This is a genomic window from Polaribacter septentrionalilitoris (genome assembly GCF_009832745.1).
Taxonomy (GTDB): Bacteria; Bacteroidota; Bacteroidia; order Flavobacteriales; family Flavobacteriaceae; genus Polaribacter; species Polaribacter septentrionalilitoris.
On the sequence record NZ_VRMJ01000036.1, the window covers coordinates 63410 to 80298 of the forward strand.

Sequence of the window (16889 nt, forward strand, 5' to 3'; positions counted from 1 at the left end):
AAAATGAAACATTTCATAATTATTGTTCTTTTATTTACATCACTTCAAAGCAATGCACAAGAAGTTTTTCATCAAAATAGAGAATCAAAAAAACAAAAAATGATTGTATATGGTAGCGATAGTTGCCATAGTTGTATAGATACAAAAGCATTTTTGAATGAAAAAAATATTAAATTCACCTATTACGATATTGATGTAAATAAAATAAAGGAACAAGAAATGTTAGTAAAACTTCAAAAAAATAATATTCCTATTCATACTTTAAGTTTACCTGTGGTAGATAATAAAGGAGATGTTTTTTTAAACAAAGGTAACCTACAAGAGTTTTTAAAAGTTTTAGCTAAAAAAATAGAAAAAGATGAAAATTAAAAAACCTACACTAAGTTTCTGGCAAATATTTAATATGAATGTTGGTTTTTTAGGCATTCAATTCAGTTTTGGCTTACAACAAACAGCTGTAAACCCAATCTTCTCATTTTTAGGTGCAAGTCATGAAGATTTACCTTTATTAAATCTTGCTGGCCCAGTTACAGGTTTAATTATTCAACCAATTATTGGTGCAATTTCAGACAAAACATGGTCTCCACGTTTTGGAAGAAGAAAACCATTTTTCTTAATAGGAGCATTAATAGGTAGTTTGTGTTTGTTCGCATTTCCATACAGTCCATCTTTATGGTTTGCTGTAGGTTTACTATGGATCTTAGATGTTGGTAACAATATGGCTATGGAGCCTTATCGTGCTTTTGTGGGTGATAAATTACCAAACAAACAATTAAGTTTTGGTTATCAAATGCAAAGTTTATTTGTTGGTGCAGGTATTGTTTTGGCAAACGCATCTATATTTATTTTTCAAGATCAATTTGGTGGTGCAGAAAATGTTGATGAAACTGTAAAAGCAATTCCTAGATGGTTGTATTACTCCTTTTTTATAGGCGCAATTTTATCTATTGCAACCATACTTTGGTCGGTATTAAAAACTCCAGAAATACCTCCATCAGAAAAAGAATTAAAAGAAATAGAACAACACAATAAACTATCTTTTATAGATAGAGTAAAAACGCCTTTTAATGAAATAGTTGGTGCTATAAAAGACATGCCAAAATTTATGTGGAAATTAGCAGGAGTCTACCTTTTTCAATGGTATGCCCTATTTATTTATTGGCAATTTATTTCGCCAATGTTCGAAGAAAGCATGGGTTTTAATAAATCAGAAGCATTAAGTCAGGCTGCAAAAATGAACACAACATATAATATTTCTACTATTGTTTTTGCTTTAGCATTAGTGCCTTTTGCTCTAAAATGGGGTGGTAAAAAGGTGTATGTAATTAGTCTCTTTTTAACAGGTATTGCTATGCTAAGCATACCTAATATTCAAGACCCAACATTAGTTATTTTACCTATGGTTTTATTTGGTATTGGATGGGCAGCAATGATGGGTATTCCATATTCTATGGTATCTAAAATAGTACCTCAAGAAAGACGTGGTGTATATATGGGTATTTTAAATATGATGATTGTAATTCCAATGGGAATTCAAACTTTAACTTTTGGGCCAATTGTAAAAAACCTTTTAAATAATAGTGCAATAAATGCCATTTTACTAGGAGGTGCCTTTTTTATAATTTCTGGTTTTTTAGCACTTAGACTTAAAGAACCAAAATCAATTGCAGACTAAATTTAAGATACAATTTGCATCCAAAAAGAAATAACTGATAAAGAAATTAATTTTGAAAAACACTATTAAAAACATAGATATTTTATGCGTTGGCGAAGTCTTAATCGATTTTATAGGCCATCAAAATAATGTACTCATCAACGAAACAAGAGATTACCATCGCTATTTAGGAGGTTCTCCTGCCAATGTTGCCATGAATTCAGCAAGATTAGGATTAAATCCTTATATGATTTCTGCGGTTGGCAATGATGGTTTTGGAGAATACATTTTTAAAAGACTAAACGAAGTAAAAGTAAACACAAACCATTTAAAAAAATCAGAAAATAATTCTACGAGCGTAATTTTTGTATCTCGTTCTAATGGCACACCAGATTTTATGCCTTACAGAAATGCAGATTATCACATTTCAGAAGATCAAATTACTTCTGAAATGTTATCACAAACAAAAATATTTCACACAACTTGCTTTGCATTAAGCAAAAACCCAGCTCAAACCACAATTCTTAAAAAAGCAAAAGAAGCCGTTAAAAATGGTTGCACATTAAGTATTGATATTAATTATGCTAAAAAACTTTGGTCTAGCAAGCAAGAAGCACTAGATGTTATTAAAACCTATTGCAGTTTAAACCCTTTAATTAAAATTAGTGAAGATGATATGTTACGTCTTTTCGAAAAACAACTTCCTCATGAAGAAATTTTTGAGTTCTTTCACAATTTAGGGGTAGAAACTGTATGCCTTACACTTGGAAGTGAAGGTGTAAAACTTTCTCAAAAAGGAAAAAACATGATTCAATTACCCGCTATAAAAATAGAAAAGGTAATGGATACAACAGGAGCTGGAGATGCTTTTTGGTCGGGTTTTTTATTTGCATACATGAAAGAAAAAACTATCGAAGAATGCTTACAAATTGCATTAAAATTAGCAGCATTAAAACTACAAAATGTAGGTAGATTACCAGACAATATCAATATTTTATCAAAACTCTTATAATTTTATTTAACAAATTATGAATCAAGAAAAAATGAAGAGTCTCTCAAATGGTGTAATGTTAAATGCATACCCAGATAGCATTGGTCATAAATTAAGTGACACGATTAAAATGTTACAAAAGCCAGAATTTAAAGATGTTTTTTCTTTATTTTATGTGCTACCTACTTTTTTTAATAGTGATTTAGATAGAGGTTTTTCTATTATTGATTATAACATCAATAAAGAATTAGTTTCTAAAGACGATTTAAAAGCTTTAAAAGAATTGAATATCGATTTAAAATTTGACATTGTTTTAAATCATCTTTCTGTAGCTTCTCCTCAATTTAAAGATCTTTTAAAAAACGGAGAGAATTCTAAATTCAAAGATTTTTTTATCAACTGGAATGAATTTTGGAAAGGTAATGGAGAGGTTAATGATGATGATATCATTATTCCAAAAGCAGCATTTCTCAATAAATTATTTATGAGAAAATCAGGGCTTCCAATATTAAAAGTTCCTTTTCCTGATGGTACAGAAAAACCATATTGGAACACTTTTTATCAAGATATTAAATACAATAAAATCACCATAAAAGATATTATTGAAATTATTCCCCAACTTTCCGAAAAAGCTGAATTAGTTTGTCATAAAATCAATTCAGTTATTGACAAAAATAAAAACCTATCATCAATAGATTTCGAAGGTTTTCATGAATATAAAAAAGATTTACTTGCTCTAGTTAACCGTAAAGCAACTTACCTTGGTCAAATGGATGTCAATGCCAAATCGGAATTGGTTTGGGAATTTTATGAAGAAACTTTAGCCAAGGTAAAAAGCTTTGGCTGTTCTATTTTAAGATTAGATGCTTTTGCCTATTTGCATAAAGAAATTGGGCAAACCAACTTTTTTAACAAACCTGGTACTTGGAATTATTTAGAAAGAATTAATAAAATAGCTCAGAAAAATGATTTAATACTACTTCCAGAAATACATGCTGAATATGGTTTAAAGTTACATGATGAGGTTGCCAAAGAAGGTTATCAAATATATGATTTTTTCTTACCTGGTTTAATGATTCACACTTTAGAAAAAGCATCTAACAAAGCTTTACTTACTTGGGTAAATGAAATTGTAGAAAAAAACTACAAAACAGTAAATATGTTAGGGTGCCATGATGGAATTCCTGTTTTAGATTTAAAAGGAAAAGAAGTTAATGGCATTTATAACAAAGGGTTACTAGAAGATAATGAAATAGAATCTATAATGAATACAATTATGGAACGTGGTGGAAGAGTAAAAAACTTATACGATCCATCAGGAAAAAAAATATCCTATTACCAAGTAAATGCTACCTTTTTTAGTGCTTTGGGCGAAGATGAAAAAAAACTATTATTAGCCAGAGCCATTCAACTATTTATACCTGGTATTCCGCAAGTTTGGTATTTAGACCTATTTGCAGGTAAAAACAATTATAAAGCTGCAGATAAAGGTGGTAGTGGTGGTCATAAAGAAATTAATAGAACAACACTTTCTCTACAAGACATAGAACAAGGTTTACAAACAGAAATTGTTAAGAATCAACTTAAGATAATACGATTAAGAAATACTTCTAAAGCATTTTTAGGTACAATAGAAATCAATAATTCTAAAGTAAACGAATTAGACATAACTTGGACTAATAATAAAGAGTTTGCACATTTAAGAGCAAATTTAAATACACTCTCCTTTAAAATTAATTATTCTGACAACAATATCATAAAAAAAATGAATTTCTAAACTTTATTTGAGAGTGTTATTCTTGAGTAATTTCACTAACTCTTGAGTTGAAAATCCTATATTTGCTCACTATAATTAGTGTAATCCAACAACTCATGAGCAATTCAAGAAAAAGACACGAAGCTTTACTCTATCATGCAAAACCAAAACCAGGTAAAATTGCTGTTGTACCAACAAAAAAATATGCAACTCAGCACGATTTAACTTTAGCCTATTCTCCAGGGGTAGCTGAACCTTGTTTAGAGATTGAAAAAGACAGAAATAATGTCTATAAATATACTTCTAAAGGAAACTTAGTCGCTGTAATTTCTAACGGAACTGCTGTTTTAGGTCTAGGTGATATAGGGCCAGAAGCCTCAAAACCAGTGATGGAAGGAAAAGGTTTGTTGTTTAAAATCTTTGCTGATATTGATGTTTTTGATATAGAAGTAGATGCTACAGATGTAGATAAATTTATAGAAACTGTAAAAGCAATTTCACCTACGTTTGGTGGAATTAATCTAGAAGACATCAAAGCTCCAGAAGCTTTTGAAATAGAAAGACGTTTAAAAGAAGAGTTGGATATTCCTGTAATGCACGATGATCAACATGGAACTGCAATTATTTCTGCTGCTGCTTTAAAAAATGCAGTTGAGATTACAAAAAAAGATATTAGTACTGTAAAAATTGTAGTGAATGGTGCTGGTGCTGCAGCCATTTCTTGTACTCGTTTGTATTTAGAGTTGGGTGCAAAAAGAGAGAATGTAATTATGTGCGATAGCAAAGGTGTTATTAGAAAAGATAGAGGTAATTTAACTTCTCAAAAAGCAGAATTTGCCACAGAACTTAATGTTAATACTTTAGAAGATGCTATGAAAAACGCAGATGTTTTTATTGGTCTTTCTAAAGGAAATGTAGTAACACCAAAAATGTTGTTATCTATGGCCAAAGAGCCTATTGTTTTTGCAATGGCCAATCCTGTTCCAGAAATAGATTATGATTTAGCCATAAAAACAAGAAAAGATGTGGTAATGGCAACTGGTAGATCAGACCATCCTAATCAGGTGAATAATGTACTTGGTTTTCCTTTTATTTTTAGAGGAGCTTTAGATGTTAGAGCTACAAAAATTAATGAAACTATGAAAATGGCTGCTGTTCATGCTTTAGCAGATTTAGCAAAAAAAACAGTGCCAGAACAGGTAAATATTGTTTATGATGAAGTAAGTCTAAGCTTTGGTAGAGAATACATTATACCCAAACCATTTGACCCAAGATTGATTTATGAAATTCCTCCAGCAATTGCAAAAGCGGCTATGGATTCTGGTGTAGCATTAGAACCTATAGAAGATTGGGATAGATATAGAGATGCATTAATGGAACGTTCTGGCTCAGGAAGTAAAGAAATTAGATTGCTACACAATAGAGCAAAAAACAACCCTAAACGAATTGTTTTTGCAGAAGCAGATCACTTAGATGTACTAAAAGCAGCTCAAAGAGTGCATGAAGAAAAACTAGGAAAACCCATTTTATTAGGAAGAAAAGAAGTGATTTTAGAATTGATGGAAGAAATTGGTTTTGATGGTGATGTACCTATTATAGATCCAAAAACTGATGAAGAATCAGAACGTAGAGATCGTTTTGGTGATGTGTACTGGCAAAACAGACAACGCAAAGGAAGAACATTATCTGAAGCAAAAAAATTAATGCGAGAGCGTAATTATTTTGCAGCAATGATGGTTAATGAAGGTGAAGCAGATGCTTTAATCACAGGATATTCTAGACCTTACCCAACAGTAGTAAGACCAATCTTAGAATTAGTTGAAAAAGACAAAGGCATCACAAAAATTGCGGCAGCCAATTTGATGCTTACCAAACAAGGTCCCTTATTTTTAGCAGACACGACTATTAATGTGAATCCTAGTGCAAAAGATTTGGTGAAAATTTCACAAATGACTGCAAACTTTGTAAAAATGTTCGGTATGAAACCGAACATGGCAATGCTATCCTTTTCAAACTTTGGGTCTTCTAACTCAGAAACATCAAGAAAAATTAGTGAAGCTGTGTCTTATTTGCATCGTCATTTTCCAGAAACAGTTATTGATGGTGAATTACAAGCAGATTTTGCTTTAAATCCGGAGATGTTAGCTAAAGAATTTCCTTTCTCAAAATTAAACGGAAAAAAGGTTAACGTATTGATATTTCCTAATTTAGAATCGGCAAATATTACTTATAAATTATTAAAACAAGTAGATGAGGCTGAGTCTATTGGACCTGTAATTTTAGGGTTAAGTAAACCTGTGCATATTTTACAATTAGGAGCAAGTGTAGATGAAATGGTAAATATGGCTGCTTTAGCTGCTGTAGATGCTCAAGAAAAAGAGAGAAGAAACAAATAAAATTGTTACTTTAGAAGCCTGAAAAAAAACATATGATAACGCAAATTAGAGGAAGACTTGTTGAGAAAAACCCTACAGATGTAGTTATAGATTGCAATGGTGTGGGTTATTTATTACATATTTCTCTAAATACTTTTTCTAAATTACCAGAAGATGAGTCTGTTTTACTTTATACACACTTGTCTATAAAAGAAGATGCTCATACACTGTTTGGTTTTATTTCAAAAATAGAGAGAGAGGTTTTTAAATTGTTAATTTCAGTTTCTGGTGTTGGTCCAAGTATAGCTAGAACTATGTGTTCTTCTATGACTTCAGATGAAATTCAGAATGCAATTGCCTCTGGAAATGTAGCTGTAATTCAGTCTGTAAAAGGAATTGGTGCAAAAACTGCACAACGCGTTATTGTAGATTTAAAAGATAAAATTTTAAAAACATTTAATATAGATGAAGTTTCTGCATCTGCAAGCAATACTAATAAAGATGAAGCGTTATCTGCTTTAGAAGTTTTAGGATTTAATAAAAAACAAGCTGATAAAGTTGTTTCTAAAATCATGTCAGAAAATCCTGATGCTTCTGTTGAAAACCTTATAAAATTGGCCTTAAAAAATTTATAATCAATTGAATAAATTTTTAAAATACATATTTATTACAATTTCCTTTGTGCTGTTTGCAACATGGTCAACCAAGGCACAAAATCAAAAAAAAGACTCTACAACTGTTAAAAAAGATTCTATCGACTTACGCTATAAGTTTAAAAAGGATCAAACTGGTGGTTTATTTTTAGATTATCTCGCTAAAAAAGAAATCATTTTTGATAAAGAATTGAATAGATATGTCATCATCGAAAAAATTGGCGATTATCAAACAAGAACTCCAATATTTTTAACACGTAAACAATACGCACAATATCGATTAAAAAGAGATATGATGCAATACTTTAAAGATAAAGTAAGTGCAACTAACAGTAGAAAAAAAGGAGCAAAAGGAGCTCAAAGAGACTTGTTACCAACTTATTATGTAAATTCAGATTTCTTTGAAAATATTTTTGGTGGAAATGCAATTAAAGTTACACCAACTGGTAATCTAAATTTAAAATTAGGCTTTAATTACCAAAATACCGAAAACCCACAACTATCAGAAGAAAACAGAAGTAACTTTAATTTTGATTTTGATCAACAAATCAATATGAGTCTTAGAGCCAAAGTTGGTGAGCGCTTAGAATTTACTGCAAATTACGATACGCAATCTACGTTCGATTTTCAAAACATGGTAAAAATAGACTATACTCCTACAGAGGATGATATTCTTCAAGGTATAGAAGCGGGTAATGTTACCATGCCTATTAAAAACTCTTTAATTAATGGAGCCCAAAGTTTATTTGGTGTAAAAACCAAGTTACAATTTGGTAAAACTAGTGTAACTGCTGTTTTTTCTCAGCAAAATTCTGAAAGCAATACAGTTATAGCAGAGGGTGGTGCATCTATTCAACCATTTGAATTAAGAGCTACAGATTACGATACAGATAGGCACTTCTTTTTATCTCAATACTTTTTTGACAATTATGCAAATGCACTTAAAAACTATCCATTAATCAGTAGTCAAATTAATATTACACGTATTGAAGTTTGGATTACAAACAGAAATGCAAGTACAGAAGATTTTAGAAGCATTGTTGCCTTTGCAGATTTAGGTGAAACCAATGACCCTAACAGCAGTTATAACAATCTTGTAAACACAAGTGGAGACATTCAATCAACCAACCCTCCATCAACAAATACTGGAAATATTCCAACAAATGAATCTAATAATTTATCTAGTTTATTAACGCCTAATAGTGGCATTAGAAGTATTTCTACCGTTAATTCTGCCATACAAAGTTTTAGTATGGCAATGAGTGAAGGTACAGATTATTCTATTTTAGAAAATGCTAGAAGACTAGACCCTAATGAGTATACATTAAATTCTCAACTAGGATTTATTTCTTTAAATAGGAGATTAAATGATGGTGAAGTTTTAGCAGTTGCTTATGAATATACAGTTGCTGGTGGCGTTAATGGAAGCTCAAAAAAATCATTTAAAGTTGGTGAATTTTCAAATGATGGAATTCAATCTCCGCAAACTTTAGCGGTAAAGATGTTACGTAGTGAAATTTTACAAACAAAAAGAACTAACAACTCTAATGAAGCTTTTCCTATATGGCGTTTGATGATGAAAAACGTATATGCTTTAGGCGCTTTTCCATTAACAAGAGAAGGTTTTCGTTTTGAAATTCAATATCGTGATGACCAAACAGGTATTCCTTCTAATGTGCTTCAAAATGCGCAAACTGCTGGTATTGCAAACTTGCCTTTGTTGCAAGTTTTACGTTTAGATCAATTGGATCAAAGTCAGTTTAGAAGCGCAGACGGATTTTTTGATTATGTAGAAGGTATAACTGTAAACTCTCAAAATGGATATATCTTTTTCCCTGAGCCAGAACCTTTTGGTAATGATTTAATCAAACAAAACGCAAATGATAATTTTGGTTTAGATGAAACTGTAGATGAATCATTTTTATTTAAAGAACTGTATTTAAACACTAAGATTAACATTCAGAACAACTTTCAAAATAAAGACAAATACTTCTTAAAAGGGTATTTCAAATCAGAAAGTTCTGGTGGTATTCCTATAGGTGCATTTAATGTTCCTAGAGGTTCTGTAACTGTAACTGCTGGTGGAAGACAATTGGTAGAAGGAGTAGATTATGTAGTTGATTATCAATTGGGGCGTGTACAAATTATTGATCCTGGATTACAAGCTTCTGGAACACCAATTAGCGTGTCAACAGAAAATAATGCGGTGTTTAATCAACAGCGTAAAACTTTTATGGGAATTGATGTTGAACACAAATTCTCAGAAAATTTTGTGCTTGGAGGAACTGTTTTAAATGTACTAGAAAGACCTTTAACGCCAAAAGTAAATTTTGGTTCTGATCCAATAAACAACACCATGTTTGGATTAAATCTAGATTATTCTACTGAAGTACCCTATTTTACAAAACTGGCAAATAAATTACCATTTGTAGATACAGATGCACCTTCAAACTTATCTGTAAGAGCAGACATGGCTTATTTGCTACCAGGAACTCCAAGTGGTATTGATGTTACTGGACAAGCTGCTACATATTTAGATGATTTTGAAGCATCTCAGGTTCCTATAAGTCTATTATCGCCATTAGATTGGTATGAAGCCAGTACACCAAGTTATGAAACAAACGATCGTTTTTTTGGTAGAAATAACGATTTAACCTACAATGATAAAAGAGCAAAATTAGCTTGGTATAGTATAGATCAGATCTTTTTTGGCGTTGGCGAAACTCCTGCAAGTATCGATGCAGATCAATTGTCTAGAGCAGAAACCAGACAAATTAATTTTAGTGAGTTGTTTCCTAACGTACAATTAGATATCACTCAAAACGCACAAATTAGAACCTTAGATTTGGCATATTTCCCAGAAGAAAGAGGTTCTTACAACTTTAATCAAAATGCAGATTTATCTGATGGTAAAGGTAAACTTCCAAATCCTCAAACAAATTGGGGTGGAATTATGCGTCCGTTAAACACTAACAACTTTGATGTTGCCAACGTAGAATACATTCAGTTTTGGGTGATGAATCCTTATGAAAACTATTCAATAACCAATGCTGAAGGTTTACCAAATGGAATCAATCCAAATGATATTACTAATCAAGTAGGAGATTTATACATCAACTTAGGAAACATTTCTGAAGACATCTTAAAAGATAGTCGTAAAATGTATGAAAACGGATTGCCAGATTTAGGTGGAACTCAAAATACAGATCCAACACGCTGGGGACTTGTACCTACAAATCCTTCTATAATTTATGCATTTAGTGAAGATGACGCTGCTAGAACAAATCAAGATTTAGGTTTTGATGGGATAGGAGATACTGAAGAACAAGGTTTAGCAGGTATTGGTAATTTTGCAACCTTATCTGATCCTGCTGCAGACAACTTCCAGTTTTTTAGAGGAAGTCAATTAGATGCTTTAGATGCTTCTATCATCACTAGATATAAAGATTTTAACAATACTCAAGGAAATTCGCCTACTTTAAATCAATCTCCAGAACCTTTTCCAACTTCATCATCTAACTATCCAGATGTAGAAGACATCAACAGAGACCAAACCATGAATACTGTAGAAAGCTTTTTTGAGTATAAAGTTTCTATGAACAGAAATGACTTGGTGGTTGGTAAGAACTTTATTGTTGATGAAAAAGTTACAGATGTAACCTTAGAAAATGGAGCAACTCAAAGAACTACTTGGTATCAATTTAGAGTACCTATTAGAAGTGGAACTCCTATGAATGGAATTACCGATTTTAACAGTATTAGATTTGTAAGAATGTTCTTAACCAACTTTAAAATACCTGTGGTTATTAGATTTGGTGAATTAGATTTAGTACGTGGAGATTGGAGACGTTATGTAAGAACACTAAATCCTGCAATAAATCCTGATAGAGAACTTTTTCAAAATGAGTTAGATGATTTTGAAGTTGGTGTTGTAAACATAGAACAAAATGAGGGTGATTATTTAACACCTCCAGGAATAGAAAGAGAGCGTTTACAAGGTAGCACCACTGTTCAATTACAAAATGAACAATCTGTAAGTTTAAAAGTAAATCAGTTACCTGCTAATAGTGCAAGAGCTATTTATAAAAACATTAGTATGGATTTAAGACGTTTTAAAAATCTAAAGATGTTTTTACACTTGCAAGAAAATCAAAATGGAGGTACTGTAAATGATGGAGATTTTAAAGCAATTATTAGATTAGGAACAGACTTAAATGAGAATTTTTATCAAATAGAGATGCCTCTAAAAGTATCTAGAAATAAGGCAACTGCTTTAGATATTTGGCCAGAAGAAAATAACTTAAATGGCTTTTTAGAAACCTTTGGAAAAGTAAAACTAGAAAGAGATAACGCACAAGTAGCTATAACAGATTTATTTGTTTCATCGCAACAAGACCCCAACATACCTTACACAATAGCTGTAAAAGGAAACCCAACTTTGGCGCAACTTAGAACAGTTGTTTTGGGACTTAGAAACGATACTTCTACACCTTTAAGTGGTGAAGTCTGGTTTAATGAATTACGTGCTTCTGGTTTTGACAACAAAGGTGGTTGGGCTGCAGTTGTAAATGCCGATGCAAATTTTGCTGATGTAGCCAATGTTTCACTATCTGGAAGTATGAAAACCATCGGTTTTGGAAATGTTGAAGATAAAGTAAATCAAAGAAGTTTAGACGAAACCAAACAATATGATATTGCCACAACTATTAATTTAGGAAAAGTGTTGACTCCACAAAAATGGGGTATTCAATTACCTATGAGTTATAGTATTGGTGAACGCTTTATCGATCCAAAATTTGACCCACAATTTCAAGATGTAGAACTCAAAGATGCCTTAGGGGAAAATCCAAATAGTGAGTTTTCTAGAGATTATACCAAAAGAACAAGTATTAGTTTTATCAATGTAAAGAAAAACAGGAATCCTAATTCTACAAAAAAACCTAAATTTTACGATGTAGAAAACTTAGCAGTTTCCTACTCTCATAATAAAGAATTTCAAAGAAATTACAACATTCAAAAAAGAATTAATGAAAATGTAAGAGCATCAGCTTCTTATAATTTTACATTCAATTCTAAACCTATTGAACCTTTTAAAAAGAACGATTCTTTGTTTACAGGTAAGTATTGGCAATTGTTAAAAGATTTTAACTTTAATCCTGTTCCTAAAACTTTAGCCATTAATTCTAGCATCAATAGAAGTTATAACGAACAACAATCAAGAAATTTAGTTCCTGGGTTATCTCCACAACCAGAATTAAAACAACGTAGATTTTTGTTTGATTGGGATTACACTATTGGATTTGATCTAACAAAATCTTTACAATTAAACTTTAATGCAACCAACAGTTATATTTATGATGTTTTTGGTAGCAATGATGATTTACAAATCTTTGATGATTTCTTTAATACTGGTAGACCAAATCATTATCATCAAAAATTAAATGCAACCTACAATTTACCTATTGATAAAATACCTTTCTTAAGTTTTATCAAAGCAGATTATGCCTATACAGCAGACTTTGATTGGCAAGCAACCTCTCAAGATCAAACTATTGTTTCACAAATTGGAAATAACATACAAAATGCGAATACACATAACATTAATACAACTGTTAATTTCGATCGTTTTTACAAGAGTCTTGGTTTTGAAAAATTATTGTTAACTAAAAGTCAACGTAAAAAAACAAAGGGATTAAAAGGTCCTGGAGGGTTACCTCCTACACCTAGAAGAATTAATCAATCAAAAAAATTGTCTTTAGGTAAGAAAATATTAAAAGGCACATATGATTTGCTTACCTCTGTTAAGCAAGGTAAGGTTAGCTATTCAGAAAATAACGGACAATTATTACAAGGTTTTTCTGAAGAAGTTAGTTTCTTTGGTGGACCTTCTACATCTTTTGCTTTTGGTAGTCAAGTTGATATTAGAAACCAAGCACTTTTAAACGGTTGGTTGGTTGCTCCAAGAGATCCTAATAATAGTGAATACTATAATAAAACCTATAGTAGAACTCATTATAACAAATTAGATTACAACTTTACATTAAAACCAGTAAAAGATTTAAATATTGACATTAGAGGAAATAAAATTCAAACAAGAGATATTTCTCAACAAATAGATGTTATTGATGATGGTTCTACTTTCGGAGCTTTAGACACAAATATTTCTACTTTTGAAACAGGTAACTTTAGTACAAGTCATTCTATGATATCTACTGTTTTTACCAATGGAGATGTATTATTTCAAAAACTAAGAGATTATAGAAGTGTCATTTCTAATAGACTATTTACAGAAAGTGGTTTTGCTAATAACAACTTTAATGAAAATGGCCAACAAGTATTACTTCCTGCATTTTTGGCTGCTTACTCTGGTAAAGATCCAGAAAAAGTAAATACAGGATTATTTAGAAATATCCCTATACCTAACTGGACTTTAAGATATAATGGGTTAATGAAATTAAAATTCTTTAAAAAGAACTTTAGCAATTTTGTAGTTTCCCATGGTTACAGGTCATCTTACACTATTTCTGGATATACCAATAATTTAAATTATGTAGGTTCAGTGAATTCTCAAAATACTATTGGGCCTGGTAACGCACCAGAATTAAATAGTGCTAATAATTTTGAACCAGCGCTGTTGGTTTCTTCTGCAACTTTAGTTGATGAGTTTTCTCCTTTATTGAAGGTTGATATGAAAATGAGAAATTCATTCTCATTAAGAGGTGAGGTTAAAAGAGACAGAACCTTAACCATGAACTTTAATAACAGCACACTAACTGATATTAAAGGAACTGAATATATTTTTGGATTAGGTTATGTGTTTAAAAATGTAAAATTTAATACAAGGTTTACAGGAAAAAAACAAACCTTAAAAGGAGATATTAATTTAAGAGCAGATGTTTCTTTAAGAGATAATTTAACACAAATTAGAGCAGTAGATGAAGATAATAACCAAATTAGCGGCGGACAAAGATTATTTTCTATTAAATTTACAGCCGATTATAGATTGAGCAATAGTTTAACAGCATCATTCTATTACAATCATCAAACATCAAGATATGCAATTTCTACCACGTTCCCAAGACAGGCTATTAATGGCGGATTTAACATTATCTATAACTTAGGAGGAAATTAAAAATTTAAAAAATATATAAATGAACTTACCATCAGAATTAAAATACACTAAAGACCACGAGTGGATTAAAATTGAAGACAATATAGCTACTGTAGGTATTACTGATTTTGCACAAGGCGAATTGGGTGATATTGTTTATGTAGATGTAGATACTTTGGACGATACTGTAGAAGAAGGTGAAGTATTTGGATCTGTTGAAGCTGTAAAAACAGTTTCTGATCTGTTTATGCCATTAACAGGAGAAGTTATTGAATTTAACGAAGAATTAGAAGATGACCCAGAATTAGTAAATTCAGATCCTTATGGAAAAGGCTGGATGATAAAATTAGAAATTTCTGATGCTTCTCAAATAGACGATTTATTAGATGCTGAGGCTTATAAAGAGCTTATTCAAGGATAATCTTTTCATTATTGCTATTGGTATTACTATTTTTATAGGATATCTTAGTTTAATGAAGATGCCAAAAGTAGATATCGACTTTACAACCAATGTAGATAAACTATATCATTTATTTGCATATTTTACACTAACAATATGTTGGCTGTTCTCTTTTTATAAGAAAAAACAGAAGCACTTAAAATATTACATAGTTTTAGGCTGTGTAATTTATGGCATAGTTATTGAAGTTCTACAAAGTAAATTAACTGATTATAGAACAGGTGATTATATGGATATCTTGGCAAATTCGTTAGGAATTCTGCTTGCTTTAATTGTTTTTAATCAAATTTTAAAAAAAATTAAAGTTAATTCTCTATAAGACTTGTATATAAACCAATAATTTAATTAAATTAGCAAACTATTAAAAACTCTTTACAATGGAAATCAAGAAAAACCCAAAATCAAACTTAGAGAATTACAGTAAAATCTTTATGCAAATAGGTTTGGTCTTAGCTCTTTTTGTTACTTATGCAGCAATCGAAAAGAAGACTTATGACAAAGTTATTGGTGATTTAGGAACTGTTAATATGAACGCAGAAATGGAAGAGGAAATTCCAATTACTGAAAGAGTAGAACCAGTTAAACCTAAAACTCCACCACCACCAACTCCAGAAAAAATTGAAGTTGTAGAAGATGAGAAAGAAGTTGAAGAAACTGTAATTGAATCTACAGAAACAGATGAAACAGAAGCAGTAGAGGTAGAAGAAATCGTAGAGGTAGAAGAAGTTGAAGAAGTTGTAGAAGACGTAAGTTTTATGATTATTGAAGACGTTCCTGTATTTCCTGGTTGTAAAGGAAACAAAGCACAATTAAAAGCTTGTTTTAGTAAAAAAGTACAAAAACATTTTTCTAGAAAGTTTGATGCGGATTTACCAAACGAACTTGGTTTAACAGCTGGTAGAAAAAGAGTATTTATTGGATTTAAGATCGACAAAAATGGTAACATTGTAAATGTAAATGCAAGAGCTCCACACCCAAAAATTAAGAGTGAGGTAATTAAGGTAATGAAACTATTACCAAAAATGAAACCTGGTAGACAAAGAGGTAAACCAGTTGGTGTAAAATATAGTATTCCTTTTACACTTATTGTTGAATAGGTTTTATAATACTTACAATTCAAAAAAACTCAGAAGTTATACTTCTGAGTTTTTTTTATACACTTAACACTTAAGTATAGGATTACATAACCTTCTTCTATATTAAGTGCAATACCACTAAACTCTTTTTCTTAGTATAAAAAAAAGAACCTATAAAAGGATTATAACTATTTAATTAGGGGCCTTTTTTACAATACTCTCCAAACAATGATAAAATTATTAAAGAAAATATAGATCATTCTGTCTACTTATAGAGTAATCTTTAAAATGTAAAACAACAAAAAACGCATTGAATAAAATTCAATGCGTTTTTTGTTAACTAATAAGATACTTTATTTGTTTGCTGCTATTTTAGCTTCATGTTTCCATAAATTAACATCAACAATTGCATTGTTGCTATAATTTATTTCTTTTAAAGAAGAATCTGTCCATACAAACCATCTTCCTACTTTTTTACCATCTTTATAAAAAGCCATTTGTGTTTTATTACCTTCTTTGTCAAAACGAACCCATTTCCCAGTTAATTTTTTCTCTTTAAAATATCCTTGAGTTTTAACACTTCCGTCTTCATAATAATATGTAGCTTTAACTAAATCTCCTTCAGCTGTATAAGTTGGTTCTTTTTTCTGTGCATACCCTATTGTTGCTACACAAAGGATAATAAGTATTGCTAATTTTTTCATCTCTCTTACATTTATAAGTTAACATTTACATTACAAATATAATATATAAATTACATTTAAACAACATTTTAGTAACATTAAATTAACATTGAAGTGTGTTAAGATATTT

The 16889-nt window shown here is 30.8% G+C and carries 11 protein-coding genes; 10 read left to right on the plus strand and 1 reads right to left on the minus strand.

Going from position 1 to position 16889, the window contains the following annotated elements:
- The first annotated feature begins 3 nt into the window (after positions 1-3).
- The 10 genes from FP421_RS09870 to FP421_RS09915 all read left to right on the plus strand — a co-directional run bounded on the left by FP421_RS09870 (position 4) and on the right by FP421_RS09915 (position 16097).
- On the plus strand, positions 4-369 hold the full coding sequence (locus FP421_RS09870; RefSeq protein ID WP_159950118.1) for a glutaredoxin family protein: 366 nt from the start codon (positions 4-6) through the stop codon (positions 367-369).
- Complete coding sequence (locus FP421_RS09875; RefSeq protein ID WP_159950120.1) at positions 359-1675, plus strand: MFS transporter; 1317 nt, start codon at positions 359-361, stop codon at positions 1673-1675. Before FP421_RS09870 ends, FP421_RS09875 begins: the two co-directional genes overlap by 11 nt.
- A gap of 52 nt (positions 1676-1727) precedes the next feature.
- On the plus strand, positions 1728-2666 hold the full coding sequence (locus FP421_RS09880; protein WP_236548093.1) for a carbohydrate kinase family protein: 939 nt from the start codon (positions 1728-1730) through the stop codon (positions 2664-2666).
- Between the two features lie 31 nt (positions 2667-2697).
- Positions 2698-4422, plus strand: a complete 1725-nt coding sequence (locus FP421_RS09885; RefSeq protein ID WP_236548094.1) for an alpha-amylase family glycosyl hydrolase — start codon at positions 2698-2700, stop codon at positions 4420-4422.
- A 95-nt stretch (positions 4423-4517) separates the two neighbouring features.
- Positions 4518-6797 carry an NADP-dependent malic enzyme gene (locus tag FP421_RS09890; RefSeq protein ID WP_159950124.1) on the plus strand — a complete coding sequence of 760 codons (2280 nt, stop codon included), beginning with the start codon at positions 4518-4520 and terminating at the stop codon, positions 6795-6797.
- A gap of 32 nt (positions 6798-6829) precedes the next feature.
- The gene (gene ruvA / locus FP421_RS09895) at positions 6830-7411 is read left to right on the plus strand and encodes a Holliday junction branch migration protein RuvA (RefSeq protein WP_159950126.1); all 582 of its coding nucleotides are present in this window, start codon (positions 6830-6832) and stop codon (positions 7409-7411) included.
- Between the two features lie 4 nt (positions 7412-7415).
- Complete coding sequence (gene sov / locus FP421_RS09900) at positions 7416-14561, plus strand: T9SS outer membrane translocon Sov/SprA (protein ID WP_159950128.1); 7146 nt, start codon at positions 7416-7418, stop codon at positions 14559-14561.
- A 19-nt stretch (positions 14562-14580) separates the two neighbouring features.
- Positions 14581-14961 (plus strand): glycine cleavage system protein GcvH, encoded by a 381-nt coding sequence (gene gcvH / locus FP421_RS09905; RefSeq protein ID WP_159950130.1) that lies wholly within the window; start codon positions 14581-14583, stop codon positions 14959-14961.
- A 52-nt stretch (positions 14962-15013) separates the two neighbouring features.
- A complete protein-coding gene (locus FP421_RS09910; protein ID WP_236548095.1) occupies positions 15014-15319 on the plus strand; it encodes a VanZ family protein in 306 nt (101 codons plus the stop codon).
- A gap of 58 nt (positions 15320-15377) precedes the next feature.
- Entirely contained in the window at positions 15378-16097 is a 720-nt protein-coding gene (locus tag FP421_RS09915) for an energy transducer TonB (RefSeq protein WP_159950134.1), read from the plus strand.
- 332 nt (positions 16098-16429) lie between these two features.
- Here the strand turns inward: FP421_RS09915 and FP421_RS09920 are convergent, their stop codons facing one another.
- The gene (locus FP421_RS09920; protein WP_159950136.1) at positions 16430-16780 is read right to left on the minus strand and encodes a toxin-antitoxin system YwqK family antitoxin; all 351 of its coding nucleotides are present in this window, start codon (positions 16778-16780) and stop codon (positions 16430-16432) included.
- Positions 16781-16889 lie beyond the last annotated feature (109 nt).

Bases quoted from the DNA above. Each gene is read 5' to 3' on its own strand.
- ruvA (WP_159950126.1), top strand. From the start codon at position 6,830: ATGATAACGCAAATTAGAGGAAGACTTGTTGAGAAAAACCCTACAGAT.
- FP421_RS09890 (WP_159950124.1), top strand. From the start codon at position 4,518: ATGAGCAATTCAAGAAAAAGACACGAAGCTTTACTCTATCATGCAAAA.
- FP421_RS09875 (WP_159950120.1), top strand. From the start codon at position 359: ATGAAAATTAAAAAACCTACACTAAGTTTCTGGCAAATATTTAATATG.
- FP421_RS09910 (WP_236548095.1), top strand. From the start codon at position 15,014: ATGAAGATGCCAAAAGTAGATATCGACTTTACAACCAATGTAGATAAA.
- FP421_RS09885 (WP_236548094.1), top strand. From the start codon at position 2,698: ATGAAGAGTCTCTCAAATGGTGTAATGTTAAATGCATACCCAGATAGC.
- FP421_RS09870 (WP_159950118.1), top strand. From the start codon at position 4: ATGAAACATTTCATAATTATTGTTCTTTTATTTACATCACTTCAAAGC.
- FP421_RS09915 (WP_159950134.1), top strand. From the start codon at position 15,378: ATGGAAATCAAGAAAAACCCAAAATCAAACTTAGAGAATTACAGTAAA.
- FP421_RS09920 (WP_159950136.1), bottom strand. From the start codon at position 16,780: ATGAAAAAATTAGCAATACTTATTATCCTTTGTGTAGCAACAATAGGG.
- gcvH (WP_159950130.1), top strand. From the start codon at position 14,581: ATGAACTTACCATCAGAATTAAAATACACTAAAGACCACGAGTGGATT.